22 protein-coding genes are annotated in these 26,609 nt (G+C 44.3%); 14 read left to right on the top strand and 8 right to left on the bottom strand.

All coding sequences use genetic code 11. The features are described from left to right. Nucleotides 1-67 precede the first annotated feature (67 nt). From F6J94_RS00905 to F6J94_RS00880, 7 genes are all read left to right on the top strand, one after another. On the top strand, nt 68-862 hold the full coding sequence (locus F6J94_RS00905; RefSeq protein WP_293035935.1) for a pentapeptide repeat-containing protein: 795 nt from the start codon (nt 68-70) through the stop codon (nt 860-862). A gap of 358 nt (nt 863-1,220) precedes the next feature. Then, nucleotides 1,221-2,195, top strand: coding sequence for a CHAD domain-containing protein (locus F6J94_RS00900; protein ID WP_293025346.1), 975 nt, complete (start codon nt 1,221-1,223; stop codon nt 2,193-2,195). 548 nt (nt 2,196-2,743) lie between these two features. Continuing rightward, the gene (locus tag F6J94_RS00895; protein WP_008177935.1) at nt 2,744-2,884 is read left to right on the top strand and encodes a hypothetical protein; all 141 of its coding nucleotides are present in this window, start codon (nt 2,744-2,746) and stop codon (nt 2,882-2,884) included. Nucleotides 2,885-2,893: 9 nt separating this feature from the next. Then, nucleotides 2,894-3,364 carry a type II 3-dehydroquinate dehydratase gene (aroQ, locus tag F6J94_RS00890; RefSeq protein ID WP_293025347.1) on the top strand — a complete coding sequence of 157 codons (471 nt, stop codon included), beginning with the start codon at nt 2,894-2,896 and terminating at the stop codon, nt 3,362-3,364. Between the two features lie 80 nt (nt 3,365-3,444). After that, nucleotides 3,445-4,404 (top strand): ADP-ribosylglycohydrolase family protein, encoded by a 960-nt coding sequence (locus F6J94_RS00885; protein WP_293035933.1) that lies wholly within the window; start codon nt 3,445-3,447, stop codon nt 4,402-4,404. 505 nt (nt 4,405-4,909) lie between these two features. Beyond that, nucleotides 4,910-5,278, top strand: coding sequence for an RRXRR domain-containing protein (locus F6J94_RS34060; protein WP_367142142.1), 369 nt, complete (start codon nt 4,910-4,912; stop codon nt 5,276-5,278). Nucleotides 5,279-5,445: 167 nt separating this feature from the next. Beyond that, the gene (locus F6J94_RS00880) at nt 5,446-7,932 is read left to right on the top strand and encodes an HDIG domain-containing metalloprotein (protein WP_293035931.1); all 2,487 of its coding nucleotides are present in this window, start codon (nt 5,446-5,448) and stop codon (nt 7,930-7,932) included. Between the two features lie 59 nt (nt 7,933-7,991). On the opposite strand, the gene F6J94_RS00875 is transcribed toward F6J94_RS00880, so the two are convergent. The 5 genes from F6J94_RS00875 to F6J94_RS00855 form a co-directional block, all read right to left on the bottom strand. Then, nucleotides 7,992-8,552: a 5-formyltetrahydrofolate cyclo-ligase gene (locus tag F6J94_RS00875; protein ID WP_293035930.1), complete on the bottom strand. Its 561-nt coding sequence runs from the start codon at nt 8,550-8,552 to the stop codon at nt 7,992-7,994. Between the two features lie 300 nt (nt 8,553-8,852). Beyond that, nucleotides 8,853-9,584 (bottom strand): sugar transferase, encoded by a 732-nt coding sequence (locus tag F6J94_RS00870; protein ID WP_293035929.1) that lies wholly within the window; start codon nt 9,582-9,584, stop codon nt 8,853-8,855. A gap of 100 nt (nt 9,585-9,684) precedes the next feature. Beyond that, nucleotides 9,685-10,815 carry a glycosyltransferase gene (locus F6J94_RS00865; protein WP_293025352.1) on the bottom strand — a complete coding sequence of 377 codons (1,131 nt, stop codon included), beginning with the start codon at nt 10,813-10,815 and terminating at the stop codon, nt 9,685-9,687. 282 nt (nt 10,816-11,097) lie between these two features. After that, nucleotides 11,098-11,535: a hypothetical protein gene (locus tag F6J94_RS00860; protein ID WP_293035928.1), complete on the bottom strand. Its 438-nt coding sequence runs from the start codon at nt 11,533-11,535 to the stop codon at nt 11,098-11,100. Between the two features lie 329 nt (nt 11,536-11,864). Next, the gene (locus tag F6J94_RS00855; protein WP_293035927.1) at nt 11,865-12,242 is read right to left on the bottom strand and encodes a hypothetical protein; all 378 of its coding nucleotides are present in this window, start codon (nt 12,240-12,242) and stop codon (nt 11,865-11,867) included. Between the two features lie 462 nt (nt 12,243-12,704). Between F6J94_RS00855 and F6J94_RS00850 the strand changes: the two genes are divergently transcribed. Further along, nucleotides 12,705-13,385, top strand: coding sequence for a hypothetical protein (locus tag F6J94_RS00850; protein ID WP_293035926.1), 681 nt, complete (start codon nt 12,705-12,707; stop codon nt 13,383-13,385). A 570-nt stretch (nt 13,386-13,955) separates the two neighbouring features. Next, a complete protein-coding gene (locus F6J94_RS00845; RefSeq protein WP_293035925.1) occupies nt 13,956-15,701 on the top strand; it encodes an ABC transporter ATP-binding protein in 1,746 nt (581 codons plus the stop codon). 561 nt (nt 15,702-16,262) lie between these two features. Here the strand turns inward: F6J94_RS00845 and F6J94_RS00840 are convergent. After that, complete coding sequence (locus F6J94_RS00840) at nt 16,263-16,574, bottom strand: transposase (RefSeq protein WP_293035943.1); 312 nt, start codon at nt 16,572-16,574, stop codon at nt 16,263-16,265. A 273-nt stretch (nt 16,575-16,847) separates the two neighbouring features. Here F6J94_RS00840 and F6J94_RS00835 point away from each other — a divergent pair, with 273 nt between their 5' ends. The 4 genes from F6J94_RS00835 (at nt 16,848) to F6J94_RS00820 (ending at nt 23,853) form a co-directional block, all read left to right on the top strand. After that, complete coding sequence (locus F6J94_RS00835; RefSeq protein WP_293035924.1) at nt 16,848-18,905, top strand: AAA-like domain-containing protein; 2,058 nt, start codon at nt 16,848-16,850, stop codon at nt 18,903-18,905. A gap of 241 nt (nt 18,906-19,146) precedes the next feature. Further along, nucleotides 19,147-23,283 carry an AAA-like domain-containing protein gene (locus F6J94_RS00830; protein WP_293035923.1) on the top strand — a complete coding sequence of 1,379 codons (4,137 nt, stop codon included), beginning with the start codon at nt 19,147-19,149 and terminating at the stop codon, nt 23,281-23,283. A 57-nt stretch (nt 23,284-23,340) separates the two neighbouring features. Next, nucleotides 23,341-23,532 carry a hypothetical protein gene (locus F6J94_RS00825; protein ID WP_293035922.1) on the top strand — a complete coding sequence of 64 codons (192 nt, stop codon included), beginning with the start codon at nt 23,341-23,343 and terminating at the stop codon, nt 23,530-23,532. 126 nt (nt 23,533-23,658) lie between these two features. Beyond that, entirely contained in the window at nt 23,659-23,853 is a 195-nt protein-coding gene (locus F6J94_RS00820; protein WP_293021336.1) for a hypothetical protein, read from the top strand. 40 nt (nt 23,854-23,893) lie between these two features. Here the strand turns inward: F6J94_RS00820 and F6J94_RS00815 are convergent, their stop codons facing one another. Both F6J94_RS00815 and F6J94_RS00810 read right to left on the bottom strand, forming a co-directional pair. Then, on the bottom strand, nt 23,894-24,097 hold the full coding sequence (locus F6J94_RS00815) for a hypothetical protein (RefSeq protein WP_293021337.1): 204 nt from the start codon (nt 24,095-24,097) through the stop codon (nt 23,894-23,896). Further along, nucleotides 24,085-26,079 carry a hypothetical protein gene (locus F6J94_RS00810; protein WP_293035921.1) on the bottom strand — a complete coding sequence of 665 codons (1,995 nt, stop codon included), beginning with the start codon at nt 26,077-26,079 and terminating at the stop codon, nt 24,085-24,087. The genes F6J94_RS00815 and F6J94_RS00810 overlap by 13 nt, the downstream gene beginning before the upstream one ends. A 397-nt stretch (nt 26,080-26,476) precedes the next feature. Here F6J94_RS00810 and F6J94_RS00805 point away from each other — a divergent pair, with 397 nt between their 5' ends. After that, nucleotides 26,477-26,608 (top strand): hypothetical protein, encoded by a 132-nt coding sequence (locus F6J94_RS00805; protein ID WP_293021341.1) that lies wholly within the window; start codon nt 26,477-26,479, stop codon nt 26,606-26,608. The last annotated feature ends 1 nt before the right edge of the window (nt 26,609 follow it).

Here is a 26,609-nt window from a genome sequence, read left to right as displayed (position 1 = left end):
TTCTTTCTCCATTCTGTCCATCTCAATGGATCTTGTTTGAGTAGAGCAAGATGTTCTAGATTGGCCATTGAGGTGGACAGAATGGAGAAAGACAAATCTAGATCTAGAACCAGACCTTAGCGAAGTTAACCTCAATGGGGCTAACTTTGAAAGGGTAAACTTAGCAAAAGCTAACTTAAAAAAGGCAAATCTAGGCAATATTAAACTGATTAGCGCTAACCTCAGCCAAGCTAACCTCAGTAATGCCAACCTCCAAGATGCTGAACTGATCAAAGCTAAACTGATCTCGGCAGAGCTAATTGGGACTAAACTTATAGCAGCTAACCTGATCAGGGCTGACCTAAATGGTGCCAATTTAATTGGGGCTGACTTGACCCTAGCTAACCTCATGGAAGCTGATTTGAGTAATGCAAACCTAATTGGCACTAGCTTGCTCAAAGCTAATCTCTCAGAAGCAGATTTAAGTGGGGCAAAGCTAAGACGGACTAACCTGGTTGAGGCTAACCTTATGGCTGCTAATCTCTGCCATGCTAATCTGAGCAATGCTAATCTTCATCAAGCTGAACTGCTTGGGGCTTACCTATACAAAGCTGAGTGTCGAGGGGCTAACCTAGCAGAAGCTCACCTTAGTGGAAGCTATCTGTTTGGAGCTAACCTAGCAGAGGCAGACCTTTACAGGGTTGACATTAGATGGGCGAACCTTACTAAAGCAAATTTAAGCGGGTCTAACCTGACTACAGCTAAGCTCAGGGGCGCTAACCTCAGTAAAGCTAACTTAACTGGGGCTACTATCATTGAAGCTGAACTAAGCCAAGTTAATCTAAGGGAAACAATTATGCCTGATGGAACCATCCATCCTTAGATCACCACATCTGATCACACTCAATCAAACCTTCGATTAATCAGTTAGTGCTGCCAATATCATCCAACAGACAAAATCGACCAGACACCGATGAGTCATGCCCAACCGCCCCTAGAATTTATCCGACAAGCTATAGTTGACCTGACTCATGAGCTGCAAACCTCTATGCAAAGTCTGATCATAACTTGACAATATTCTCTGAATAAGTAATAATACAAAACATTATTTTTATCCTTAACGTAAAGTTAATCAAAGTGGGCTTTTGGTTAACTTTAGGTAAAGGTTTGGACTGTGACTATCCTGAGTCCACTCAACCTCAATCTCAAGAGTCTGGCTTGCTAGACGTCAGACTGGGACGATGAACAAACTAGTATTACCCCAAAGCAAAACCATTGGAGAATGGAGTTATCTGGGAATTGAGAAACACTTCCAGAAAATGCTTAGTCACGAAGCCGCTGTTCTCCAAGATCGAGATCCAGAACAGCTGCACCAAATGCGTATCGGAATGCGGCGCTTGCGTACCGCCGTCACTAGTTTTACCCCTGCCTTAGACTTGCCCAAAGCAGCCTCTGAAAAACAGATTGGTAAGATTGCCCGTATTTTAGGGAGTCTTCGAGATCTAGATGTCCTCCAAGAAACCCTCCACAAAGGTTACCAACCCAAGTTACCCACCAAAGAACGGAAAGCATTGAAGCAAGCTTACGTTTACTTGGAAAAAAAGCGGTGCAAAGCTTTAACACAAGTTCGGGAAGCTCTGCAAGGTAAGCCACACCAAAAGCTTAAGCAAACCTTAAAACGGTGGCTCAAAAAACCCACCTATAAAGAAATGGCTCAGATGCCAGCGGCTGCGGTATTACCTGATTTACTCTTACCCATTGTCAGCCGCCTGTTACTCCACCCCGCTTGGCTAGTGGGCGTTGATCTTCAGGATACTGGTAGCCAAACTCCCAAGCAGCTGAAACCAGCAGCAGTTGAGTCATTGCTAGCCATTCGTGGAGCAATGATTCACGATCTACGTAAGCAAGCCAAGCGGGTGCGTTACCAAATGAATCTATTTACTGAACTATATAGTCCTACCTATAAGGACTATGTCGAAGATATGAAGCAAATTCAAGGCATCTTAGGTGATATTCAGGACAGTATGGTTTTAGACGAATTCTTAAACTCTGTCTTTGACTCAGACCTAAAACATAAGGCTCCCCAGCTGGCTCAGTTACTACAGGCCAACCGCTACAAATCATGGCAGCAGTGGCAAACCTTACAACAGAATTATTTGAAGCCCGAAACCAGGCAAGCCTTTCGCCAAATATTACTGACTGAGTCAGGCAACTGATAGGTCTGATGCTGGTGAGGGTATAAACACGGTTAATGTATCTTGGTTGAATGAATTGTATAAAATGTGCTAGCCTTAGTAACATAATAGATACAACACTTTGTTCTTTTTGCTTTCTCAGAGTCATGGTCAAGGCAAAAACCTTTAGGCAAGACTGATTCCCTTGCTGAGCTGCTCAAAAAGCAGTGATGGTTTTTAACCTGTTAGGGCTAGCCACTGTTGACGATTTTCTACAAATATCTTGCAGTATCTACAAAAATAGGTTATACTTTGATTAGGAATCTAGTGTCATTGAAAACATTCTGTAACTTGAATTGAAGCCGAAAACCAAAGCTTTAATGATAGTGGTTGCGTTTTCTATTAAACACAGATTTATGCGCCAAGAGCGGAACAAAACCTATCTTGGCCTTGGGAGATACCCCCTGGCTGCGAGAGCAGCTTGCATTAGTGGGCTAAAATCTGCAAAGTAGATTTTGGTAGCTAAAAAGTATCGGAACTGAAAGTGTAAAAGAAAAGATACAAGTGGTCTTATAGGAGCTTTTTGCTTGATGGACTATATAGAAAAGGTTTTGGAAAAAATTCAAGAATGGGCGCGCAAACTTATTGAAGCGCTATTAGGTCCTGAGGCTCAGCCTGAACCAGAACCAATACCCATTCCTGTTAATGACCCAAGGTGTCGTCGGAATTAGATAGTTATTGTGTCCGGTGATCCTCGAAAACGTCTAAGTATCCTGGTTCTCCATGGTCCCAATCTTAATTTACTGGGACAGCGAGAACCACGTATTTATGGATCTGTAACCTTGGATGAGATTAACTATCTCCTAGAGCAAGAAGGGCAAAGGCTTGAGGCAAGCGTGACAGCCTTGCAGTCTAATCATGAAGGTATCTTAGTCGATAGGATACATGGAGCTTTAGGAAACCACGAGGGGATTTTAATTAATGCTGGTGCTTATACCCATACCAGTGTGGCTATTCGAGATGCAATAGCTGCGGTAGCCTTGCCAACTGTAGAAGTTCATCTGAGCAACATCTATAAACGAGAAGCCTTTAGACATCATTCGTTAATGGCACCAGTGGTAGTCGGTCAGATTAGTGGTTTTGGAGCTAACAGCTATAGACTGGGGTTACAGGCTCTAGTTCTTACATTGAGAAAATCGATTGGTAATTAAAATCGAAAAGGTGATGGGTGCTGCCTTGCGGGTTGAAAAAGGCAATTTAAGAGCACACTAGATTTCTTGACAAAATATGGATGCGGTACTCACTTTTGAACCGATTTAGAGGTGCCTTGTTAGGTAGCCTTGTGGGAGAAATCCTGGCTGGGAGTGGCTGCCAAAAGTTACCACCAGCTCAAGTAAGATTTCGATCGCTTTCCCTTGGGGATGCTGGTCTGAGTAAGGGGATTTCCGATTGGAACAAGATTGCTACTTGTGGTATTGAAAGTTTGATTCGCTGTGGCAACCTCGATTTAGGAGATTGGTTAGTGCACTGTGAAAAGGCTCAACCCTCTATCCTTTCATTAAAAGGGACTGCCAACAGTAGCCAAGCAGCAGTAGCAACCTTACCAATAGCATTATTTTTTCATGAAGATGAAGTCAAGTTGCGCCAAAAACTGCTAGAGGCGGCAGCAATTTGGCAAAATGATTCTCAAAGGTTTGAGAGTGTCTTGACAATAGCTTGGGCTATCGCTGTCGCCCTTACCGAAAAACTTGACTGCCCTACCCTGATTTCCCGAATCATTGCCTACCTAGGGAACTATGAAAATCAAAATACCTGGGTGGAACAATTGGAACAATTACAAAGTCTACTGGAGCTTGGGGCAAGTTTAGAACAAACTGTTATCCAGCTGCGTCGAGAGCAAAGGCGTAGAAATGAGTCTGAAGATGACTGCTCTTTATCGATTGCCTTAGCATTTTACTGTTTCCTAAACACCCCAGAAGATTTTCGCCTCTGTGTAACTCGTGCAGCTCTTACAGGCTATCAATCACAAACTACTGCTGCCTTAACAGGTGCTTTAGCTGGTGCCTATAACGGTATCATCGGTATTCCAGTGCCCTGGCTGGTGGCGCTTAACCTCAGCAGTACTGGGGTTGACCAATGGCAATTAGCAGACCAGTTGTTGGCAGTGTGGTCAGGTGTATATGACGTTTCAGCGATAGCTCAGTTTCAGAAGCTAGCTGTGGTGGCACCAAGGGTGATCGGATCTCGATAAGCTGTTCAATCAAAGGACTTTCAAGCCAAAAATGAAGCTCCACCTACAAGGGGCTGTAGCCTGAAACTTGATGCTACATAAAATTTTTCATGGTCTGTGTTGCACCCGTGGTGTTGAATTTGCTACCACAGCTATAGGTAAAACCAATATAAACCAGTTAAACTAAGATGATATAAAAAAAACACTGGCTTCTGAGTTTTGTAAACTAAAAATCAGTCAAGTCTGGAATTATATTCTGTTACTGACCCCGCAATAAAGGGTGCTTATGGGGTAAGACTTAAGCCTAAGTGTGACTAGACGATTGAGCCTAATCCTGGTAAGAACTTCCAGCCACAACCCCTAAGCTGGAGTATCTGCAAGACTGCTTACTTCAGTCGCGGTTAAGGATCGGAATCATCAAGGTGCGCGCCTCCTAGGCCGCGAGCAATCCCTCGCGGCCTAGGGTGGCACCGCTTGGATTAGGTGGTCAAGGGGACTTACAACTCCATGATTGAGGATTATCTCAATGCGAGTAGCTACTTTATCACCAACTCGACAGCGACTAATGCGAATTACCCCAAGTTCCCCTAGGGAATGGATAAAAGAAAGAAAAGCTAAAGTTGTAAATAACGACCTAGGCGTATTTACGGTGAAGTTGGTCTGTGAATCATTTGGAAGTCAAACCCAACCAATAGCCATGGGGATTGACCAAGGTAACCACGAAACCATAATTACCACTTTAATGAAGTTTTCTGTTCGCAAACTCCAGTTACTGTTACAGTATACAAGGCATGATTGTCACTGGAAGTTTCCCACGCAACCTGCGCTCTACCCATGTCAAATGAGTGGATTGAAAATGAGTGGAGGCAAACTTTCCAGTATTTTTTATGAATAATAAATAAATGTAGATGTCTTTAAGCAAAATGCCACCACCACACAGCAAATTGTGAGCAGACCGCTACTGTTACCAGACATTGCCATTCCTGTGCTATGAAAACGTTCAATTCGCTGACGCAGCCGATCACGCAATTACGGCGAACATCTCAGCACCTTCGCAGTTTTTTGGGATTTAACTCCTCTAGTGCTGCCAAATCCTCAGTTAGCCAATCACAGCAGGAGAATTTGAAAGGACAACCTCTACAGCTCACAGAGTCTCCAACCCATTGTGAAGGCACTTCGACTAGCCTAACTTCAGGAAAAGATTGGGGCAAAAGCCAGCACCAACTTCAACAGAAAATTACTCTACCTGTAATGTGGACTTTAGCAGTGGTTTCCCTGACCAGTGTTATGGGAGGGCGCTTTTACAATCAGCCACAGCTAGATGTAGACACAGTAGCACCACAGACAGTCCGGGCACCCTTCGATGCTCTGGTTGAGGACTCTAAAACGACGGCTGAGAGACGCAAAGAAGCTCAAAGAGGTGCTCAACCAGTCTTGATGATTGACCAATCTGTTACAGAAAGAATTGATCAAAATCTTGAGAAGTCTCTGGACGCTGTGGAAGAACTGCGCACTAACAGCGGTGTTTTTCCTTTTGTCAAGACTGATGTACTATCCATCCCCACCCAGCGGTATCTGCGCCAAAGTAAGGAATGGGAATGGCGGGCTATCTTGGCATTTTCAGATATCGATAACCATGTCAACGGGTTTGATTCTCAAGCCAAACCACCGACTCCGCCAGAAAATTCATTAAATGTAGCTTTTGTTGAGGCAGTAAGTGAACTGCAAAGCTACCGTCAACAGTCTTCTGAACAAGAGTTCTCAGCTCTGATTGAGTCAATATCTGCTGCTCGTCAACAGTACGCTCAGGTGTTGCCTCAGCTCTCAGAATACCTTAGCCCTGAATTCAGTAGCCTAGATGATGTTTCTGTACTGGATCTATCAGATCAAGATTGGCAGAAAACCCGCATCGTCATTAAGGAGGCTGCTAGTCGCATCCTGACCCAAGGTATGGTTCCAGGATTACCACCAAATCTGATCCAAGAGACCGTGAAGGTAAACTTGAGTAGCCTGATGCCTCAGGAAGCTCAACCACTAGCCAAGTATTTACTAGTGAGAGTTTTAGAACCCAACTTGATCGAAGATAAAGAATCAACCAAGCTCATAGCAGAACAGGCAGCAGAAAAAGTGGAACCAATGATGGTTTCAGTGCGGCAAGGAGATGTGATTGTAACCGCAGGTGAAACCATCACTCAAACAGACTTTGTACTACTGGATTATTTCGACTTAAGCCGTCGAGGAATTAACTGGCCGGGTTTGATGGGATTTGGTGGTTTGGTTACTACTACGGTGGGAATCTTTGCCTTAGTGCAACGGCGAGTTCACCCGAAATGGAGACGGCGGGACTACATTTTGGTATTGCTATTGACGCTGAGTATGCCAATATCAATACTTTTCAAGAGTCCCTTCTTCAAGATTCCCTACACTATGCCTGCTATTGCTTTGTTAGTAGGGAACTTTTATGGCTCTACGATGGGCGTGACAGTGGTGGGTTTACTGACAGGCTTAGTGACCTTTAGTATGGAAGTCACTGGGGAACAAGTACTGGCAAATGTGGCTGGGGGTTTACTGGGTGCCTTGATGGCAGGACGAATGCGATCGCGAGAGGAATTGGCTCTGCTGGGAGTTGGGGTGGGCTTAAGTCAAGGTGTCGTTTCCTTGATTATCAATCTGATTATTAGTGCCACTGCTAGTACAATTTGGTATGCAGTTCTGCCAGGAGCCTTGTTATTAGGTTTATCTGGGTTAGCTTGGAGTATTGTCGCCCTGGGGCTATCACCTTACCTGGAACGTTTGTTTGACCTGGTGACACCGATTCGTCTGGCAGAATTGTCTAATCCCAACCGTCCCCTGCTCAAGCGTCTAGCTACTGAGGCACCTGGAACGTTTCAACATACTCTGTTTGTTGCTTCTTTGGCAGAAGCAGCGGCTCAAGAACTTCACTGTAATGTCGAACTGGTTCGGGCAGGTACGCTCTACCATGACATTGGTAAAATGCACGATCCGTTAGGGTTTATAGAAAATCAAATGGGTGGTCCGAACAAGCATGATGAGATTAATGATCCTTTCAAGAGTGCTGAAATTATCAAAAAGCACGTTACCGAAGGACTGGTTATGGCTCGTAAGCACCAGTTACCCAAGGCAGTGCGGGACTTTATCCCAGAACATCAAGGGAAATTGCTGATTTCCTATTTTTATTTCCAGGCTCAGCAAAAAGCCCAACTCGAAGGTACTGGGTCTGTGGACGAGTCATATTTTCGTTATGACGGTCCAATTCCCCAGTCCCAGGAAACTGGTGTAGTTATGTTAGCTGACGCCTGTGAAGCGGCTCTACGCTCACTCAAAGAGGTTACTCCGGAAACGGCTCTTACGGTGGTCAATAAAATTCTCAAAGCTCGCTGGCAGGACAACCAATTAGTGGATTCTGGGCTAACCCGACAGGATTTATCAAAAATTGCCCAAGTCTTCATCAGAGTTTGGCAACAATATAATCACCAACGTATTGCTTATCCAAAGGGAGCACTTAATTGTCAGTCGTCTCCTAAATGAAGTACGAAGTCTCCAGTTTTTGTAGACAAAGAGTATTAAACAGTATAAAACACAGAATTTCAGATCTGTTCCACCTTCTTGAATCCTGTTTCTGTACAAACACTGTGCAAGTCTTTATCCCACTGATCAATGGGTAGTTGAGGTATATAGGCAAATTCAAATACAATGCCGATCCTAGGAATAGAATCCCACTCTGGTGAATTCAGTAGTCGGTCATAGAAACCACCACCGTAGCCCAAACGATACCCCCGCTGGTCACAAGCCACAGCGGGTACAAGGATCAAATTCACATCCTTTGGCTCTAGGCTGGTAGAATTAGGTAATGGTTCTAAAATACCGTAATTTCCTTTTTGCAAGGGTTCGCCCGCCTTCCAGCTATGCCAGAAGAGAGATTTTTCTACACATCTGGGTAGTCCCCAGCAGTGCTTAGTGTCTGTAAATAGGGGACTTAGATCTGGTTCTTTTCGAAAACTGAAATAGGCTAAGACTGTTTGTGGCTGGGTCACTAGGGCTGAAGATTGCAGATGGGTACAAATGCGATCGCTTTTTTGCCGCCATTCTTCTACAGACATAGACTGGCGCTTTTGAAGCAGGGATCGGCGTAGTTCTGCTTTGTTCATCTGATATTCCCTCCGGTTTGATAACGGGATCATATCAACAAACTATGCTGATAGTGGGTAATCATACCGATTTGCATTTATAGGTAGTAGATAGGAGCTTTTTCACTCCCATCTACCAATTTCGTTCAATTGGACTTAATTCGGTCCAAGAGCAATAAATAATAGGTTAAATAATAGGTTTGAGAGCAACTTGGTATCAGTAATGGGTAATTGGCAACTGGGCTTATTACCCATTACCCATTACCCATTACCTAATGTCTCCCATTACCTAATGTCTCCTATAGCAGGCACCAGTTAACTCTAGTAAGCACCGTTATTTTTGGGAAAAATAACAACACCAATGGTTTTCACGATGATCCATAAATCCAGCCAAAAATTCCGGAAACTGACATAGTAAACATCAATTTGCACACGGCGGTGGTAAGGTATGTCATTGCGTCCAGAAACCTGCCATAAGCCAGTAATTCCGGGTCGAATTGTCAAGACTTTATCCATGTGACGCCCGTATTTGGGCAATTCCTCTGGCACTAACGGTCTTGGACCAACCACACTCATCTGTCCGTTGAGTACATTCCAGAACTGAGGAAACTCATCTAAGCTAGTCAGCCGTAGAAATTTTCCAATTCCAGTAATTCGAGGATCATCCTTGAGCTTGTAATTATCCTGAAATTCCTCCCGTATCTGAGGGGATTTTTCAATCATCTCTAGCAACATTTCGTCGGCATTTTCCACCATAGTTCTGAATTTCAGGCAAGCAAAAGGTTTGTAGTCTTTACCCACCCGCTCCTGAACATAAAAAATTGGTCCAGGTGAGCTGATCAAAATTAGCAATGCCAGTAGCAGGTAAACAGGAAAAAACGAAATCAGAACTGATAGGGAAAAGGTAACATCAAACAGTCGCTTGGCAAAATTTCCGTCTAAGCGATAGCGAGTCAGATTCTTGTGTATACGACGTGAAGCGAGGGGCTGAAAACCTCGCTTCACGAATGCTCGCAATATCTTGACGGAGTTAAGTTGGCTTTCGGCAGTCATCTCACTCCTTCAATTCACACCACACGTCATAATCATAAAGCTACGAGACACTCGCTATAGCCCATAGCCAGCTCGGATATTTAATTTTTTACCAGAGAAATTAAAACTGGTAGTCTTGATAACACTTTTCCAGAAATGTCAGGTAGCGATCAGCAAAAATGTTGGGGGCAAATTTGGCAGCGTTTAACCGGCTCGCTTCCCGATTAAACTTTCCTGCCAAGGTCTCAAAGGTTTCCATGGCTTCAATCAAAGCCTCTGAGCTTTGGTCTGGAAACAATAGACCTGTACCACTGTCTAAATGTTGCCGAATATCTAGAACTGTTTCTAGTGCCCCACCAGCACCATAGGCAATCACCGGCGTACCACAAGCTTGGGCTTCCACCAGGGCAATGCCGAAATCCTCACAGGCAGCATAGACAAACCCTTTAGCTTTAGCCATATACTGCTCAACCACCTGATTGGGTTGAAATCCCAAAAATTTTACATTCTTGTGAGCCAAGTTGCGAATCCCTGCTAAATCTGAGCCATCACCAATCACCACTAGAGGGTATCCCAGTTGATTAAAAGCTTGAACAATTAAAGATACTTGTTTGTAACTTACTATCCGGGAAACGGTCAGATAAAAATCTTCTTTTTCTTCCTGGAAAGGAAAACGTTCAATATTAACCGGTGGGTAAATCACTTCAGCCCTACGCCGATAGCAGCGCCAGATCCGCCGTGCTGTGTGATGAGAGTTGGCAATAAAGTAATCCACCCGATTTGCTGTAATCACGTCCCACTGACGTAACCGATGAAGCAGATAGCGAGTGATCAACCCTGGAAAACCCTGTCCCATAGCACTACTGCGCAAATAATCAAACGTCAAGTCCCAGGCATAACGCATGGGCGTATGGCAGTAGCAGATATGCAGTTGTTGGGGACTAGTAAGGACACCCTTGGCAACAGCATGGGAAGAGGAGAGAATAACATCATACTCCCCTAGTTCCAGCTGTTCAATCGCTAAGGGTAGCAGCGGCAGATATTTCTGAACCCCGTTACGAGCGAAGGGTAAGTTCTGTAGGAAGGTTGTGCCAATAGAACGCTGATATAGATAACTCTGGGGATTGGTTGATTCAAAATCAATCAGGGCGTACAGGTCGGCATCAATGTGTTTGAGTATTTCTTGAACTACTAGTTCTGAGCCACCAGTTGCTTTGGGAGTCAACCACTCATGAACCAAGGCATATTTCATGAGATCTAAAAGGCAGATTGTTTAAATATACTACTGGGAGTACTTGAAAAACGAAACATACCATGCTACAAACCATGTAAATTTATGGTAAATTTACTATAGACCTAGCAGCTACGGTATTTGGGGTATTGCCTAAGCAAGATATAAAAATATAGGGTTTTTCAGCTGCGCTCTAGACGGCGATTCTATAGCGCAGTCAGCCCGCCACAAGACATCTAAACAAGTTGTCTGGCAATACAGACGTCGAGGTAATAATAGGCTTTTATTAACTGTTTCAACCCCCTAGTTAGCTGAGCAGTAGGTATTAATATCCGCCACTAATTTTGGTTCTGGGGTGGTGGCTTTCTGCAAATTGCTCAAAGCTTCTTCCGCAGCTGAGCGGTCTTGCTTCTTAAAAGCCTCTACAAAGTCACGAGTCGCCTTGCTGGTATTGCGATACATCTTAATAAAACCAGCTTGATAGTCTTGGAGCTGTTCGTCCTTAACTATTATCGATTCCATCTCTTGAGATGCCCCCTCCATAGCATCAGCTGCCTGGAGCATTGCCTCAGGATCGCTTGATTCTCCACCATTAGTCAGGGTTTTAGCTTCTTCAACTGCCTGGTTCGCCACTTCAATAATCTTCTGACATTCAACTTTTTGGCCACTACAGCTAACGGTCAATAAGCTCATGAGTACACTCACCGGAACAAGGAGGAAGTACCGCGTTGGAAAATGCATTAATGCTCTCCTAATCAGTTTTGGGTACTCTCGTTGTGGTAGCATATTTTTACCATGCTGAAAAGCTTTAGCTTTAATTTCACAACACTCCACTCTTCAATGCACGGCGCTCAGAGTCAGGATAGGGTGAGCGGGTGGGTCTAGGCTGACATTGAGCAATTTATTGTCAATAAACCTGTAAATAATCCCCAAAAGTTTTGAGCGGTTTTGACAGGCGAAAGTATGGTAAAAAAGGGCTTTAGCCTTCTTGTAACCGCACAGCCGTTCGCTGACACCCCATACCCAGTCTCAATAGACAAGCTTGGTGCTTAAATCAAGGGCAAGGAAGGTCAGTGTTCCCCTGTTTCAATAGCTGCAGCAAGCTTTTGCAAGGTTTGTGTGACTTGCTCAAGCTGTTTTAGAGACTCATTTTGAGTTTCTGCCAAGGTTTGCACCGCATCACTTAGAGCAAAAAGCTGGTAGCCTTGTTGTTGAACTTGCTGCCCTTGGTTTTGCACTTGAATCACAAAGTTATCGACTCGGTCAGCCAGACGGTCTATGGTTTCGGTAGTGGCAAGTACTGCCTCTCCGATTTGTCCAACAATTAATTCCAAACGACTGATGCGGTTTTCCACCGTCAGAGACTCTTGTATGGTAGGAGTCGTGTTGTATGTAGTGTTTCCCATTTGAGCTGGTTTATCCACCGGCAACGTTTTCAATTCCCTCATCAATATCGGCCATCAATATCGGCCATCAATATCATCGGCGCGAGGCAAACAGGCATGGAGTATGAAGTCTTGCCTAGTCTGCTATTAAATGGGGTTAGATCCAAATATCCCCTCTTAATTCGCCAAGAGTATTCTATGATTATTGGTTGAACTAGCCAAATTTCAACCCCTTTGACAGAAAACGTTTCCTAGTTTGATCGCACTCACACCAATTTCAAAGTGACGCTTTTCAGCCAATGGCAAGTATAATGCCGGTGTTAAGGCAATTCAGACTGGGGTGATTTACCTGTTGAGAGATTCCTCAAACTGAGCATGTCCCCCCAATTTGAGGGATGTATGCCTATCAAATTACCACAGTTTATCAATTAGCCGAATACGACTAGCCGGATAGGACGTTGAGTTGTCGGATCAAACTTCCACAACAAACAGCTAACGGTCAAAAACTTACAATGGTATTCACTTATGCAACTACTATTTCTAGTCCTGCTATGGGTAGTGCTTGGATTTTTGCTCGCCAAGCTGCTGCTCGAAATCATCCCTAAACAGTATTTCACCTGGCTTGGGGGGTTTTTGGTTTTTGCCATCATTGTCCTGCTGTTTTTCACCCCAACCAATGCCCTGGTTTCACCGATATGGACAATTCTCTCACTTCCCTTTCAACCATTGGGCTTAGCAATTCTGCTTTGGTTCCTAGGAGCAATGCGAATTAAAGGTGACAAGATCTCTAACCCAGGACCTACCTTGATTTGGACGGGATTTTTTGTCTTGCTTGTGGCCAGCACCCCTTTTCTATCTAATCGGCTGGCTCAACTTCTCGGGCCTGGAGTCGTTCAAAACCAACCTGCGGTTCAAATGGCGAAAACAATTGGGTGGCAGGAGGAAACCCTCACTGCTTTTGTTCCCAATGGGGAATCAATTCAGCTTACTAGTAATGCTAGTCCTTTCCCTAGGGACGCTGTGTTGGCTCAACTTGTTCCACCCAATCAAGCCATTGGCATCCAAGCTTTTATCCCTTCTATCGGAGCTCTTGAGCAGACTACCGGGGTAATTAACACCTTCTTTAGCAATATTTACTTCCAACTACGAGGAGGACGAGTTACCGGCACAGAAGTTGAATCGCCGACCGCAAGAGATGTTTCTTGACATATAGAGGTGCAACTATTAGCCTTATAGCTATCTAAACCTTGTCAAACACTATTCATTGTTTTACACTGAAATAAGTTAGTAACTTGTTTAACAAGGGAACACTACCGCCCAACGAAGAACTAAAAGCTGATAAGCTGGTCGTAAGTTAAGCGACGTAAAATAATGGACTGAGTGAAGTTACAGTGCGGTTTGAGAGTAGGCCGAGAGCCTCCATCAATAAAATTAGCGCAATGCTTTTGGCATTGCTTTGTCGGCAACAACCATTAGTTTTCACGCTTTGCTATACCATCGTCCTATCTGCTTGTAAGTAGGTTTGTACAGGTTAAATGTTGCACCTGATGTTAACTACCCACATTAACCCGATCGGGTATAGTGTGGGTTTCTGGTTTAATTGGAAGTAAACCGATACCACCCTCAGCTCTCACCTTCAGTAAGGGTCGATGATTTATCCTGATCTGCGGTTCCATTGAGGGTAATTACTCCCCGATTTTTGGTGAAAGGTTAAGCCTATAGTAGGGGAATTGTTTAAATATTGTAAGCAGGACGGGAATTGTATAGTATTGTAACATGCTGAATTCCCGTCTAAAAAAACTGCTGCTTTACCTGCGCCCATACTGGCGACAGTCAGCCCTAGGTATTTTTGCCCTCCTTATTGTCAATGGACTTGGTGTTTATATCCCCTTACTGATCAGGGATACTATTGACGAGTTGAGTCAAACCCTGAGCTTCGACCAAGTCGGGAGCTTTGTGCTGCTTATTTTGATACTCACCTCATTGATGTGGGGGATTCGGATGGTTTCGCGCATCCTATTGTTTGGAGTGGGGCGCAAAGTTGAATTTGACCTGAAGCAGCGGATTTTTAAGCATTTGCTGACATTGGAACCAGCCTATTTTTCTCAGAACACAATAGGTGATTTGATTAACCGAGCCACCAGTGATGTGGATAATATTCGGCGTCTATTGGGGTTTGCAGTTTTGAGTCTGGCGAATACGGTGTTTGCCTACTGTTTGACCCTGCCGGTTATGATTGCCATTGATCCGTGGTTGACGTTCTTAGCATTGGCGGTTTATCCGTTGATGTTGATTATTGTCAAGCTATTTAGTGAGAAACTGCGCAGCCAACAACAAGAAGTCCAGGAGAAACTTTCTAACCTCAGTGAGCTGATTCAGGAAGATATGAGTGGTATCGCCATGATTAAAATCTACGCTCAGGAAGAAAACGAGCGTCGTGCGTTCCATCAGCTCAATCAGCAGCTTTTGGGAGCAAATCTCAATTTGGCAAGAACACGAAACTTTCTGTTTCCGATAGTTGAGGCTCTTACCTACCTCAGCTTACTGGTGCTTTTAAGCATTGGTCCTGGTTCCATTGAGTCCGGTGCTATTAGTATTGGTGACTTTGTGGCGCTGATTATCTATACTGAACGTTTAGTCTTCCCTACAGCACTGCTAGGGTTTACCATCACTGCTTATCAACGCGGTGAAGTGAGTATTGATCGTATTGAGTCGATTCTATTGGCTCAGCCTCGGATTACAAATGCCCCAGATTCGGTTAGCCTGCCAACGCCAGTAAGGGGACAGCTCAAGGCTGTCAACTTGAGTTACACTTACCCCGGCAGCCAAACTCCTGCGCTGAACAATGTTAGTTTCACGATTAATGCAGGTGAGACAGTAGCGATTGTGGGAGCCATTGGTTCTGGAAAATCTACCCTGGCTAATGCCTTGCCTCGTTTGCTGGATATTCAAGCTAGTCAACTGTTTTTGGATGGATATGATACTACTAAGCTGCCCTTGCAGGACTTGCGGAATGCGATCGCATATGTTCCTCAAGACAGCTTCTTGTTCAGCACTAGCATTAAAAACAATATCTGCTACGGTATACCAATCAGCGAACACTCAGAGGTAGAATACGCAGCTTCGCAATCCCAAATTCACCCGGAAATTATGAATTTCCCCCAGCAGTACGAAACAATTGTTGGGGAAAGGGGAATAACCCTCTCTGGGGGGCAGCGACAACGTACTGCTTTAGCTAGAGCTCTGCTGATGGATGCACCAGTGCTGATTCTTGATGATGCCCTTTCCAGTTTGGATAATCAGACAGCAACCCAAATTCTGGACAATCTCTCGGAAGGAGTCCAGCGCAAAACTGTAATTTTTATCTCCCATCAACTTTCAGCTGCTGCCAAGGCTGACCGGATTTTGGTCATGGACGCAGGGGAAATTGTCCAAACTGGTTCTCATGGTGAACTTCTACAACAACCTGGTATTTATCGCTTTCTTTGGGAGCAGCACCAATTAGAAGAAGTATTGAAGTAGTTCTTGAATTTAGTTAACTTACCTAATAGCTAACAGCTTATCAACGGGACTGGCCGGATTCGAACCGGCGACCTAGCGCTTCAGATTGGTGTGAGTTTCCCCACTCTCTGGACTATACCTTCACCCTAGGTTAATACCCCTTAAGGTTAATACCCCTTAGGTGGTGGCCGTCTAGTCTCTCCACCTTCCTGCATTTAACCAAGGGCGATGACTCGCACACAGATTCAGGCTTGGCTCGGTATTGCCTTAGAGTACTGAGTAAGCTAAATACCCCTTAGGTTTCACCGAATTTGACCACATTCACTCACGGAATTTCTTCCATGGTGCCCGATTTTTCAGGAGGCGCTTGCTCTATCCAGCTGAGCCACAGCCCCAATCGCAATATACCCGTATATTATCACAAAAGCTGTTGATGAAGCATCTATAGCCATACCTCATCAGGGTTGAATACCCCCGTTAACCCAACTGGTAATAGGTAATGGGTAATCGAACCGAATTTTTAACCAGTTTGTTGGTTGACGCTCTTGCCTAGAAAAGTGGGAACTATAGAACTAATCCCGATTAGCTGATACTTTTAACCGCGACATCTTCGACATTTAAGACATCTAGTACAACATCACCGACGTGATCGGTAAAGGTGGTATCCCACATCGCCTTGAGGAAAATCCCCACGGCTCCATTGAAATCTCTATGGATTTCATACCCACATTTGGGACATTTAAAATTCTTGGATCCTCCAAGTTTCCTATGGATGTGTCCGCATTTTGTGCAGGTCTTTGAGGTGTATTCCTCAGTTATTCTCACGAGTTTGGAACCGTACCGGTTACACAAATGCCCTAAAGTCTGCGAGAATTGGTAGAATGCCCAACTCATCATCGCGCGAGCAGTTTTACTCCTTAACTTCCTCCTCTTTTTAGCTACCAANTCGGGAGTCGGGAGTCGGGAGTCGGGAGTCGGGAGTCGGGAGTCGGGAGTCGGGAGTCGGGAGTCGGGAGTCGGGAGTCGGGAGTCGGGAGTCGGGAGTAGGAGTAGGAAGTAGGGTGAAGCAAATCGAATGGCTCTGATAGTTATCAGAAACGTTAAAATTATTTGTGTGGAAATATAAACCCTACCAAATTAAGCTCCTGGATAGGTTGGGCATCTCCAATGAAGACTCATAAGCATCGGTCAGTCTGTGGGAAATTAAAGAAGCGGTTAAATGCAGTTAAACGCTTCTTTAATTCCCCTAAAATTCGTCATAGCAGCACCACACAACCCATACATCTTACGCTTGGAGAGCCTTATGCTCCCTACAAACCTCCCTCAACTACTCAGGCACCTAACCACAGCTACGGCGTAAGTAATCTTACCTGGCCCCCTGGTTATCGGCTACAGAACGGTAAGTACACCATCGAAACAAAACTAGGAGAAGGTGGGCTGGGTATTACCTATTTAGCCCGAACTAAAACAGGCGATCGCATAGTAATCAAAACTATCCTTAATCATGTACTCCGGCAAGATAATTTATTAGAATTTTGGAAAATTTTCGCCAATGAAGCCGTAAAATTAGCCCAATGTAGCTGTGGTAATCCTCATCTAGTCCGCTTATCTGAAGAAATTATCCGAGAAGGTGAACTACCCTGCCTAATCATGGAATACATCGAGGGGGAAACCTTGTCGGCTCTGGTGGAACGGCAGGGTGTCCTCTCAGAAGAGCAAGCCTTGCTGTACATCCAGCAAATTGGTAGCGCCCTCAGGGATATTCATCAGCAAGGGTTGCTCCATCGGGATGTTAAACCTAATAATATCATGGTGCGGAACAATGGTTCTGGTGCGGTGTTGATTGATTTGGGTATTGCCACTAAGTTTGTCCCTGGGGTTAAGCAAACTCATCTTTCTGCTTTTACTCCAGGCTATGCTCCTCTGGAACAATATGAGTTCCGTGGGCAACAGGGACCCTACACCGATGTTTATGCTTTGGCCGCTACCTTGTATGTGCTCTTAACTGGAAATGAACCAGTAACAGCTGACGAGCGGGTTGAGGGAGCTGTATTACCACCACCAAACCATCTTAATCCCCAGATTAGCGATCGCATAAATCGAGCCATTCTCAAGGCCATGAATTTGGTGGCAAGGGATCGCCCTCAGTCTATACCAGAATTTTTAAACTTACTGGGTATTAAGTTACCAACAAATAATAACAACTATAATAGCACAAATAGCACCAATAATCAACCACAGACAACTGCTCAAGTTGGATACTTTTATCTAGAACGTCTCCAAGATGCTGAGTGTTATCAAAAGATTTTACAACCAGGAGCGCTAATTCGGATTAAAGCACCGAAGCTGATGGGGAAAACGTTACTCAGTAATCGGATTCTTAGTTATGCTAAGTCTCGGTGTTATCGCACGGTTTATTTGAATCTGAATGAGTTACCTTGCCATGATTTGGATGTATTTTTACAGTCGTTTTCCGTGCGATTTGGTGACAATTTGGGCTTATCAGACCAGTTGGATAATTATTGGAGTAAACGGTTATATAGTAAGGTAAATTGTCAACGATATTTTGAGCAGTATCTGTTACCGTCTTTATCCAGTCCTGTAGTTTTGTGCTTGGATGAAGTAGACCGAGTGTTTCCTTATCCAGAAGTAGCTGGCGAATTTCTAGGTTTGTTGCGCACGTGGCATGAGGATGCTAAAAATAATCAACTTTGGAAAAACCTGCGGTTGATTGTGGTTTATTCTACAGAGGTTTATATTGAATTAGATATCAATCAGTCTCCTTTTAATGTGGGAGAAGCAGTAGAGTTATCGAATTTTTACTTAGATAAAGTTCAGAGTTTAGCTGGGCGTTATGGTTTAAAGTTATCCATTGAATCAGGGCAAAAATTAATGGGTATGGTAGGCGGACATCCTTATTTGTTGACGCTGGCTTTCTCTACTCTTAGCAAAAATACCAACATGACCATGGAGCATCTTTTAGAAACCGCCCCGACAGAATCAGGGATTTATCGTCATCATTTGCGAGAACTTTTAAATAATCTAATTCTCCATCCCAATTTACTAAACCCTTTCAAAAAGTTACTGACAACTACTAAAGCTGTGCGTCTGGATTATAAGGAAACGTATCTGTTAGAAAGTCTGGGATTAGTCAGAGCAATCGGGAACGATTGTATTCCTCGATATAATTTGTATCGTCAGTATTTTAGTAACAGGCTTTTCTAGTTAGGGAGCAGGGAGCAGGGAGCAGGGAGCAGGGAGCAGGGAGCAGTGAAATAGGAAGAGTAAATAAATCCTGTAAAACTCTATAACTATATCATCAAATCCAATACTGTATCCCTTTAGCATAAAACCAAATACTACTCCAATATCTTCACTACTGTTCTCTATTCCCTGTTCCCTGTTCCCTGTTCCCTGTTCCCTGTTCCCTATTCCCTACTCCCTACTCCCTACTCCCTTTTTGATCATGACCAACCAATCAACAATCTACCAAGTTGGCGGAAGTTTACCTCAAGATACCACAACTTATGCCCTGCGAAAAGCTGATACCGAAATTTTTCAGGCTTTAATGGCTGGGGAATTTTGTTATGTGCTCAACTCGCGACAGATGGGTAAATCGAGTTTGCGGGTACAAACTATGAAGCGTCTCCAGGAAGCAGGAGTAGCCTGTGGTTGTATCGATTTTACCATGATTGGGAAAGAGAATATACCCGTAGAGATGTGGTATTCAAGCTTGATAGTGATGCTGGTGTCTCAGTTTAAGCTATCAGGTAACTTTGATGAAGAAGCTTGGTTTAGAGATACAGAACACATCGCTCCATTGTTAGGGTTTGGCAAGTTTATTGAATCGGTATTGTTGGCAACTATTTCGGAAACTATTGTTATATTTCTAGATGAAATTGACAGTATTATTAAAGTAGCGTTTAAAGATGATTTCTTTGCCTTTATTCGCAGTTGTTATAACAAACGAGCCGAAAATCCTGTCTACAATCGCCTGAGTTTTTGTTTGCTGGGAGTAGCAACTCCAGCGGATTTGATTCAGGATAAACAGCGCACTCCGTTTAATATTGGTCGGGATATTGAACTGACTGGCTTTACCTTTGAAGAAGCGAAAACACCACTGCTCCCTGGTTTGGTAGGGAAGGTGGATAATCCTCAACAGGTGTTAGGTGAGATATTGACCTGGACAGGGGGACAACCGTTTCTGACCCAGAAGTTGTGTAAGTTAATGGTGGACGATGCTCTGGCGTCCCCCTTATTAAGGGGGACGGGAGGGGGATCCATCCACAGCACTTCGGAATTGGGATCCCCCCTAACCCCCCTTAACCAGGGGGGAACTGGAGTTGAGGGAAATTCTGGAGGGGGATCCATCCACAGCACTTCGGGATTGGGATCCCCCCTAACCCCCCTTAACAAGGGGGGAACTGGAGTTGAACAGGTCGCCCGTAGCCAAATTATTGACAATTGGGTATCTCAGGATAAGCCAGAGCATTTGAAAACTATACGCGATCGCATTCTCAGAAATGAGCAACGGGCGAGTAGGCTGTTGGGATTGTATCAGCAGGTATTAGATCAGGGTAGTCTTGCCGCTGATGGCAGTGATGAACAGACGGAATTAAGACTATCGGGGTTGGTAGTGGAGCGGGATGGGTATTTAAAAGTTAACAACCGGATTTATGGCAGTGTTTTTGATCGCGATTGGGTTAAGCAAGAATTAGCGAGACTGCGTCCCTATTCTGAAGCCTTTACCGCTTGGGTTGAGTCTGGGTGTAAGGATGAATCCCGTTTGTTGCGGGGGGTAGCCTTACAGGATGCTCAAGCTTGGGCTAGGGGTAAAAGTTTGAGCGATTTGGATTATCAGTTTTTAGCAGCTGGTCAGGAATTAGACCGCCGGGTATTGGCAGAAGAAAGTCGAATATTAGCTAAGGCGAATGATACGTTAACTGAAGCTCAAGAGAAAGCCAAGAGAACTATACTAATAGGGGGTATTACTCTGGGTTTGTTCTCAGTTGTAGCAATAATTATTGCTATGATAACTGCTAAAAACATACAAGAAGCTAAAACAGGTGCGCGACTAGAACAACAAGCGCTTAGTATTTTACGACGGTTACCAGGGGATAATGGTTACTATGGCGATCGAGAGCTTTTATACTCAGCTATGGAGACTGGGCAACAGCTATTTAATATAGTCAAAGATGGTCGCTCTTTGGATAACTATCCTGCTATTATTCCTATCTATGCTTTACACCAGAGTCTGACTAAATTCAAAGAAAACAGAAAATTTCGATTACATGAAGGCTTGGTAAATAGTGTAAGGTTTAGCCCCGATGGTAACATGCTTGCTACGCCATTGGGCGAAACTGTCAGACTCTTCGATTTACAGGGCAAGCAACTAGCACTGTTGAAAGGACATCAACAGCCGGTAACTATAATAAGGTTTAGCCCCGATGGTAACATGCTGGCTACTGCATCAGATGGTACGATCCTGATTGAGGGCAAAACAGAGGACAAAACTGTCAGAGTCTGGGATTTACAGGGCAATCAATTAGCTGTGTTGAGAGGACATCAAGGCTGGGTAAGAAGTGTAAGTTTTAGCCGAGATGGTAAGATGCTAGCTACGGCATCACATGATAATCCTCTGACTGAGGACAAAATAGAGGACACAACTGTCAGAGTCTGGGATTTACAGGGCAATCAATTAGCTGTGTTGAGAGGACATCAAGACTGGGTAAATAGTATAAGTTTTAGCCCCGACGGTAAAACCCTGGCTACAGCATCACACGACAAAACAGCCAGAGTCTGGGATTTACAGGGCAATTCCTTAGCTGTGTTGAGAGGACATCAAAGCTCGGTATCAAGTGTAAGTTTTAGCCGAGATGGTAAAACCCTGGCTACGGCATCATGGAATACGGTCAGAGTCTGGGATTTACAGAGCAATCCCTTAGCACTGTTGAGAGGACATCAAGATTCGGTAACTAGTGTCAGTTTTAGCCGAGATGGTAAGATGCTGGCTACGGCATCAAATGACAAAACCGTCAGACTCTGGGATTTACAGGGCAATCAATTAGCACTGTTTCAAGGACATCAAGACTCGGTAAATAGTGTCAGTTTTAGCCGAGATGGTAAAACCCTGGCTACAGCATCATGGAATACGGTCAGAGTCTGGGATTTACAGAGCAATCCCTTAGCACTGTTTCAAGGACATCAAGACTCGGTAACTAGTGTCAGTTTTAGCCGAGATGGTAAGATGCTGGCTACGGCATCAAATGACACTGTCAGACTCTGGGATTTACAGGGCAATTCCTTAGCTGTGTTGAGAGGACATCAATCCTTCGTATATGATGCAAAATTTAACCCCGATGGTAAGATGCTGGCTACGGCATCAAATGACACTGTCAGACTCTGGGATTTACAAGGCAATCCATTAGCTGTGTTGAAAGGACATCAATCCTCGATATTAAGTGTAAGTTTTAGCCCCGATGGTCAGATGCTGGCTACGGCATCATGGGACAAAACGGTCAGACTCTGGGATTTACAGGGCAATCCATTAGCTCTGTTGAGAGGACATCAAGACCGGGTAAATAGTGTAAGTTTTAGCCCTAATGGTCAGATGCTGGCTACGGCATCAAGAGACAATACTGTCAGACTCTGGGATTTACAGGGCAATCCATTAGCTCTGTTTCATCCATTAGCTGTGTTGAAAGGACATCAAGGCCGGGTAAATAGTCTAAGCTTTAGCCGAGATGGTAAGATGCTAGCTACGGCATCATCGGACGGTATGGTCAGACTCTGGGCCGTTGAAAATTTAGGTGAGATGCTGGCTAGGGGCTGTAAGTTGCTTGAAGATTACTTTGTGGAGCATCCTGAAGATTTAGAAAGCTTAAGCTCATGTCAAGATTCAGTTGACAAAGTAGCAGTAGCTCCCGGTCTTGTTAAACAAGGTGAGAAGTTAGCGAAAGAGGGGGATGTGGATGGTGCTATTGCTAAGTTCCAAAAAGCCCAAGAATGGAATCCGGAGCTAGAATTAGAGCCAGAGGCAAAGGCAAAAGCGATCGCTCTTTTTACAAAAGGTGAACAGTTAGCAGAAGAGGGGGATGTTGAGGGTGCTATTGCTAAGTTTCAAGAAGCCAAAGAATTAAATCCTAATCTAGAATTACAGCCAGAGACAAAAGCCAAACAGCTAGCAGCACCCACTAAAGTTAAACAAGGTAAGCAGTTAGCTAAAGAGGGTAAATTAACCAAAGCCCTATCTCTCTATAAAAAAGCACAACAACTAGATCCAAACCTAGAAATTTCTGCTTATGATTGGAACGAAATCTGTTGGTTTGGTAGCCTCCATGGATATGCTGCTGATGTCATGGATGCCTGTGAAAAAGCAGTAGCAAAAGAACCTGAAGATGGAGGTATTCTGGATAGTCGTGGTTTAGCTAAAGCTCTGACTGGGGATACCGCAGGAGCCATATCATATTTTCAGGCATTTGTAGATTGGATCGATGATGATGAGTTGAAAGCACAACGACAAAAATGGATAGATGAGCTCCGGGCTGGTAAGAATCCTTTTACAGAAGAAGTGTTGAAGGGTTTACTTGAGGAGTCATGGTAGGGAAGGCAATAGGCAAAAGGCAAGAGGCAAGAGGCATCTTGCTGTGGAACTGGCATCTTGCCAGTGTCATGCTTATTGTCGGGCGGGCATCTTGCTGTAGAACTGGCATCTTGCCAGTGTCATGCTTATTGTCGGGCGGGCAGGATGCCCACTCTACTGATATTGATTAGGCAAGAGGCAATAGTTTCCCTGCTCCCGATTCCCGACTCCCGATCAGTTTTTTACAAAATTTTTCAAAATATGTTATAATAAAAGGTTATTTGTGCTATACTATAAAGGTGGGCGCTGAGACGCCCAGAGTCAAGAGCTAGCCCGGCGAAAGTCCAAAATCTACGGGCTAGCTCTGGCTCCCCTAAAAAAGGAGACAGTTTGATTATGAGTTATTCGGAACGCCTTCATCCATGGGTGGTCATTAGGCTATTACCCGAAATGCAGCGAGTTGTTGTTGCTCGCTTTCGCAACCGGTCGGATGCGGAGGGACATTTATGGGCCCTGAAGCGATTAATGCCTGATGCGAAATTTGTGATTGTATTCGATGTCGGTAATAATCCGATGGATGAGGAATCCTAGGGCTTTACATCGTAAGTATTCAGTGATCACTGATAGCTGATCACTGATAGCTGAATGCTGATAGCTGAATGCTGATAGCTGAATGCTGATCATTGATATAGCAATCCGTGTAGGAATGCCGAGAATTTTGATGCCATATTCCCGACTCCCGATTCCCGTTCCCCTCCTGGGAGGGGTTAGGGGTGGGTTCCGACTCCCGACTCCCGATTCCCGATTCCCTGTTCCCTTTTTTCAAAATGGCCACAACCGTTGCAGCAACCGCCAAATTTTAACCACTAGCTCTTCTATCCAAAGCATGGTGATGTCTAACCACTCCAACACTCGTTCTAAAGGATGCTTAATATATCCTTCTGGAGTTGCTTTAGTTTCAATCCATTCTTGATTTGGCTCTACATCACTATCGTTTCTAGAGTTAGCGATCGCATTATTTTCTTCTCCCTTATATCCTTTAACCTGGGTGCTACCAGACTTAACAACTGCTAGCGGTTGATCTTGATATTCTTTGGAAGTAGTTTTTCCTAAATTATCCTGAATTTGGGACAGGTCTGGTGATTTTTCAGTCCTGGAATTTTTATTCTGGCTGATAGATGGTTTTGGTTGAACTTTTGAAGATTTAGTTCTCGAAATAATTAGCTTACCTGGAGCCTTTAGTAAGTTCAGGTATCGCTTAAATAGAATCCAAATAGACTTTTCTGACTTCACAGGAATTTTGCTGTTGAATCCTTCTGGTAACTGATGTCTAGATTTACTATTAGCAACCGGTGATTGTGCCTGATTTCCGGAGTTGGAGGTTGAGGAAGATAAATTTTCGGGCTGGTCAGATCCATCTGGGTTGCCCCATAAATCATTATCGGATAACCAAGGATCAAGTTCATCTGATTTAGACCGAGATGGTGTTGAGGTGGATGGTATTAATGACGGGGAAAGTGGAGGGGAATTATCTCCTGATAGCTGATGGGCTTCTGGGTATAAATTATCCCTGTTTCCTCCTGGTAAACCCTCTCCAGAACCAGAAAGAATTTGGGATTGCTCTGAGGAACCACTCAAAGTAAAGTTAGATGATGTTCTGCCAAAGAAGTAGTCAATAGCAGCATAGATTAAGCTTAAGAGTTTAAATCGGTTAGTGTCAGACCCTGCCGTTACCTCCTCTGAGCTATCACCCTTAATAAATGGTTTTTGTAGGGCTTGCATCAGCTGATTAGTACTCTGGCGCAGGGTTAGGGGGATTTGCTTACTCAGTTTAACCAAAACTTCCGATCGTTGTACTAATTGGTGTGATTCCAGTTCCAGGAATTTGTTATCCAGGGAAGTTAATAGGTTCTCAATTGGGTTAGAAGGTAATAGATTGAGTGGTTTGGAAGGTTTAGGTTGTCGGTGCTCAGAGGTGGCTGATTGACCCTTGGAAACAGCTGGAATGATCCTCGATTCCCCGAACAGATTAATTGCGATCGCTACAGGACTAGTTTGCACCCAAGCCATTAATCGCCAGAATAGCCTGATGGGTGGAAAAATAGGGGGGTGATCTAAGGTAGCAAGGGAAGGGGATGCTTTTTTGCCATCTAACGAGTGGGCTAAACGCCATTTACGCAGTAAGTCAGCCAGCTCCCAACTGATTCTGGATGCTAGTTTGTGCTGCTGCTGGGGTGTCAATATATCCAGAATTTGATTTTCCACTGTCACCAGCACTAGACCCCGGTTGTCCAATAAACAAGCCACTCCCTTAATTAGCATATGCTCATTAGTCGCGGGTTTAGCTGGGGTTACAGCTTGCCCGTTATATAGGCTTACAGGTTCCTGGTTATTTAGGGATGTTCCCCTTTGCCGTTCCAGTAGGATAGGTTGCCCGTTATTTAGGGTTACAGCTTGCCCGTTAGACGGTTTTAGGTTGTCTAGATCAGCTTCAAGGGTAAACTTGCCAAGGTTCAACTCTTGTAGCACTCGCTGAATTGCTGTATCTGCTTCTGGCGGTTTTTCCTGGGGCTGGGCGTGGCTAAATGTTCTTAATTGGGGCAATCCAGCTTTTACCGAAGAAGAAATCTGACGCCCAGCGGATAAACTAGCTTGCACCAGCAGGTAAACCGGATAAAGTAAAATTTGCCCTCCCCATACCCCTGCAACTTTTAAATGCCGTATTGTACGTTGAATTTGGTCAGCAAACCGTTGAGATTGTCGATTGATAAAGTTAAACAATCTACTGCGATAGGGACCTTTGGCAGGGGAAGACATGATGATTATTGCTTGGGTGAGGGATTAGCTAGCTGATAGACATTGAAGCTGCATATATAGCAATTATTATTTGGGTGAGGTACAGAGTTGTGGGTTTTAGGGAGCAGGGAGCAGCGAGCAGGGATTAGGTAAGAGGGCAGAGGTAAAAAATTTTGTGTACCTCATAGTTATGAGAAACGCTATATACCAGGAAGTGGTTATGGGTTGACAGTTGATGGTTAACGGTTAACTGTCAATAAACCACAAATAACAAATTAATGATAACCTGTTGCGTATTTAAAATTGGATATTATTCCCTTATCAAAAAAACCGTCAAACCCTCTCCCCTGCTCGCGAAGCTCCCCTGCTCTGATCACAAGAGAATTTAAATGAAGACTAGCTGATCAGGTACACAGGATTGTTTCCCGATTCCCAATTCCCGATTCCCGATTGCCGATTCCCGATTCCCGATTCCCGATTCCCGATTCCCGATTCCCTGCTCCCTCCCAGAACGAAAGTACCTCACCGAATTGAAAACCGCTGTAAATGAA

Source organism: Moorena sp. SIO1F2 (assembly GCF_010672755.1).
In the GTDB taxonomy this organism is placed as follows: Bacteria; Cyanobacteriota; Cyanobacteriia; order Cyanobacteriales; family Coleofasciculaceae; genus Moorena.
This window is presented reverse-complemented; position numbering and strand designations above follow the sequence as displayed.

Coding starts and splice junctions, on each gene's coding strand:
- F6J94_RS00875 (WP_293035930.1), bottom strand. CDS start 8,552: ATGAACAAAGCAGAACTACGCCGATCCCTGCTTCAAAAGCGCCAGTCT.
- F6J94_RS00845 (WP_293035925.1), top strand. CDS start 13,956: ATGCTGAATTCCCGTCTAAAAAAACTGCTGCTTTACCTGCGCCCATAC.
- F6J94_RS00895 (WP_008177935.1), top strand. CDS start 2,744: ATGGACTATATAGAAAAGGTTTTGGAAAAAATTCAAGAATGGGCGCGC.
- F6J94_RS00810 (WP_293035921.1), bottom strand. CDS start 26,079: ATGTCTTCCCCTGCCAAAGGTCCCTATCGCAGTAGATTGTTTAACTTT.
- F6J94_RS00830 (WP_293035923.1), top strand. CDS start 19,147: ATGACCAACCAATCAACAATCTACCAAGTTGGCGGAAGTTTACCTCAA.
- F6J94_RS00855 (WP_293035927.1), bottom strand. CDS start 12,242: ATGAGGGAATTGAAAACGTTGCCGGTGGATAAACCAGCTCAAATGGGA.
- F6J94_RS00865 (WP_293025352.1), bottom strand. CDS start 10,815: ATGAAATATGCCTTGGTTCATGAGTGGTTGACTCCCAAAGCAACTGGT.
- F6J94_RS00850 (WP_293035926.1), top strand. CDS start 12,705: ATGCAACTACTATTTCTAGTCCTGCTATGGGTAGTGCTTGGATTTTTG.
- F6J94_RS00900 (WP_293025346.1), top strand. CDS start 1,221: ATGAACAAACTAGTATTACCCCAAAGCAAAACCATTGGAGAATGGAGT.
- F6J94_RS00870 (WP_293035929.1), bottom strand. CDS start 9,584: ATGACTGCCGAAAGCCAACTTAACTCCGTCAAGATATTGCGAGCATTC.
- F6J94_RS00840 (WP_293035943.1), bottom strand. CDS start 16,574: ATGAGTTGGGCATTCTACCAATTCTCGCAGACTTTAGGGCATTTGTGT.
- F6J94_RS34060 (WP_367142142.1), top strand. CDS start 4,910: ATGCGAGTAGCTACTTTATCACCAACTCGACAGCGACTAATGCGAATT.
- F6J94_RS00835 (WP_293035924.1), top strand. CDS start 16,848: ATGAAGACTCATAAGCATCGGTCAGTCTGTGGGAAATTAAAGAAGCGG.
- F6J94_RS00885 (WP_293035933.1), top strand. CDS start 3,445: ATGCGGTACTCACTTTTGAACCGATTTAGAGGTGCCTTGTTAGGTAGC.
- F6J94_RS00820 (WP_293021336.1), top strand. CDS start 23,659: ATGAGTTATTCGGAACGCCTTCATCCATGGGTGGTCATTAGGCTATTA.
- F6J94_RS00860 (WP_293035928.1), bottom strand. CDS start 11,535: ATGCATTTTCCAACGCGGTACTTCCTCCTTGTTCCGGTGAGTGTACTC.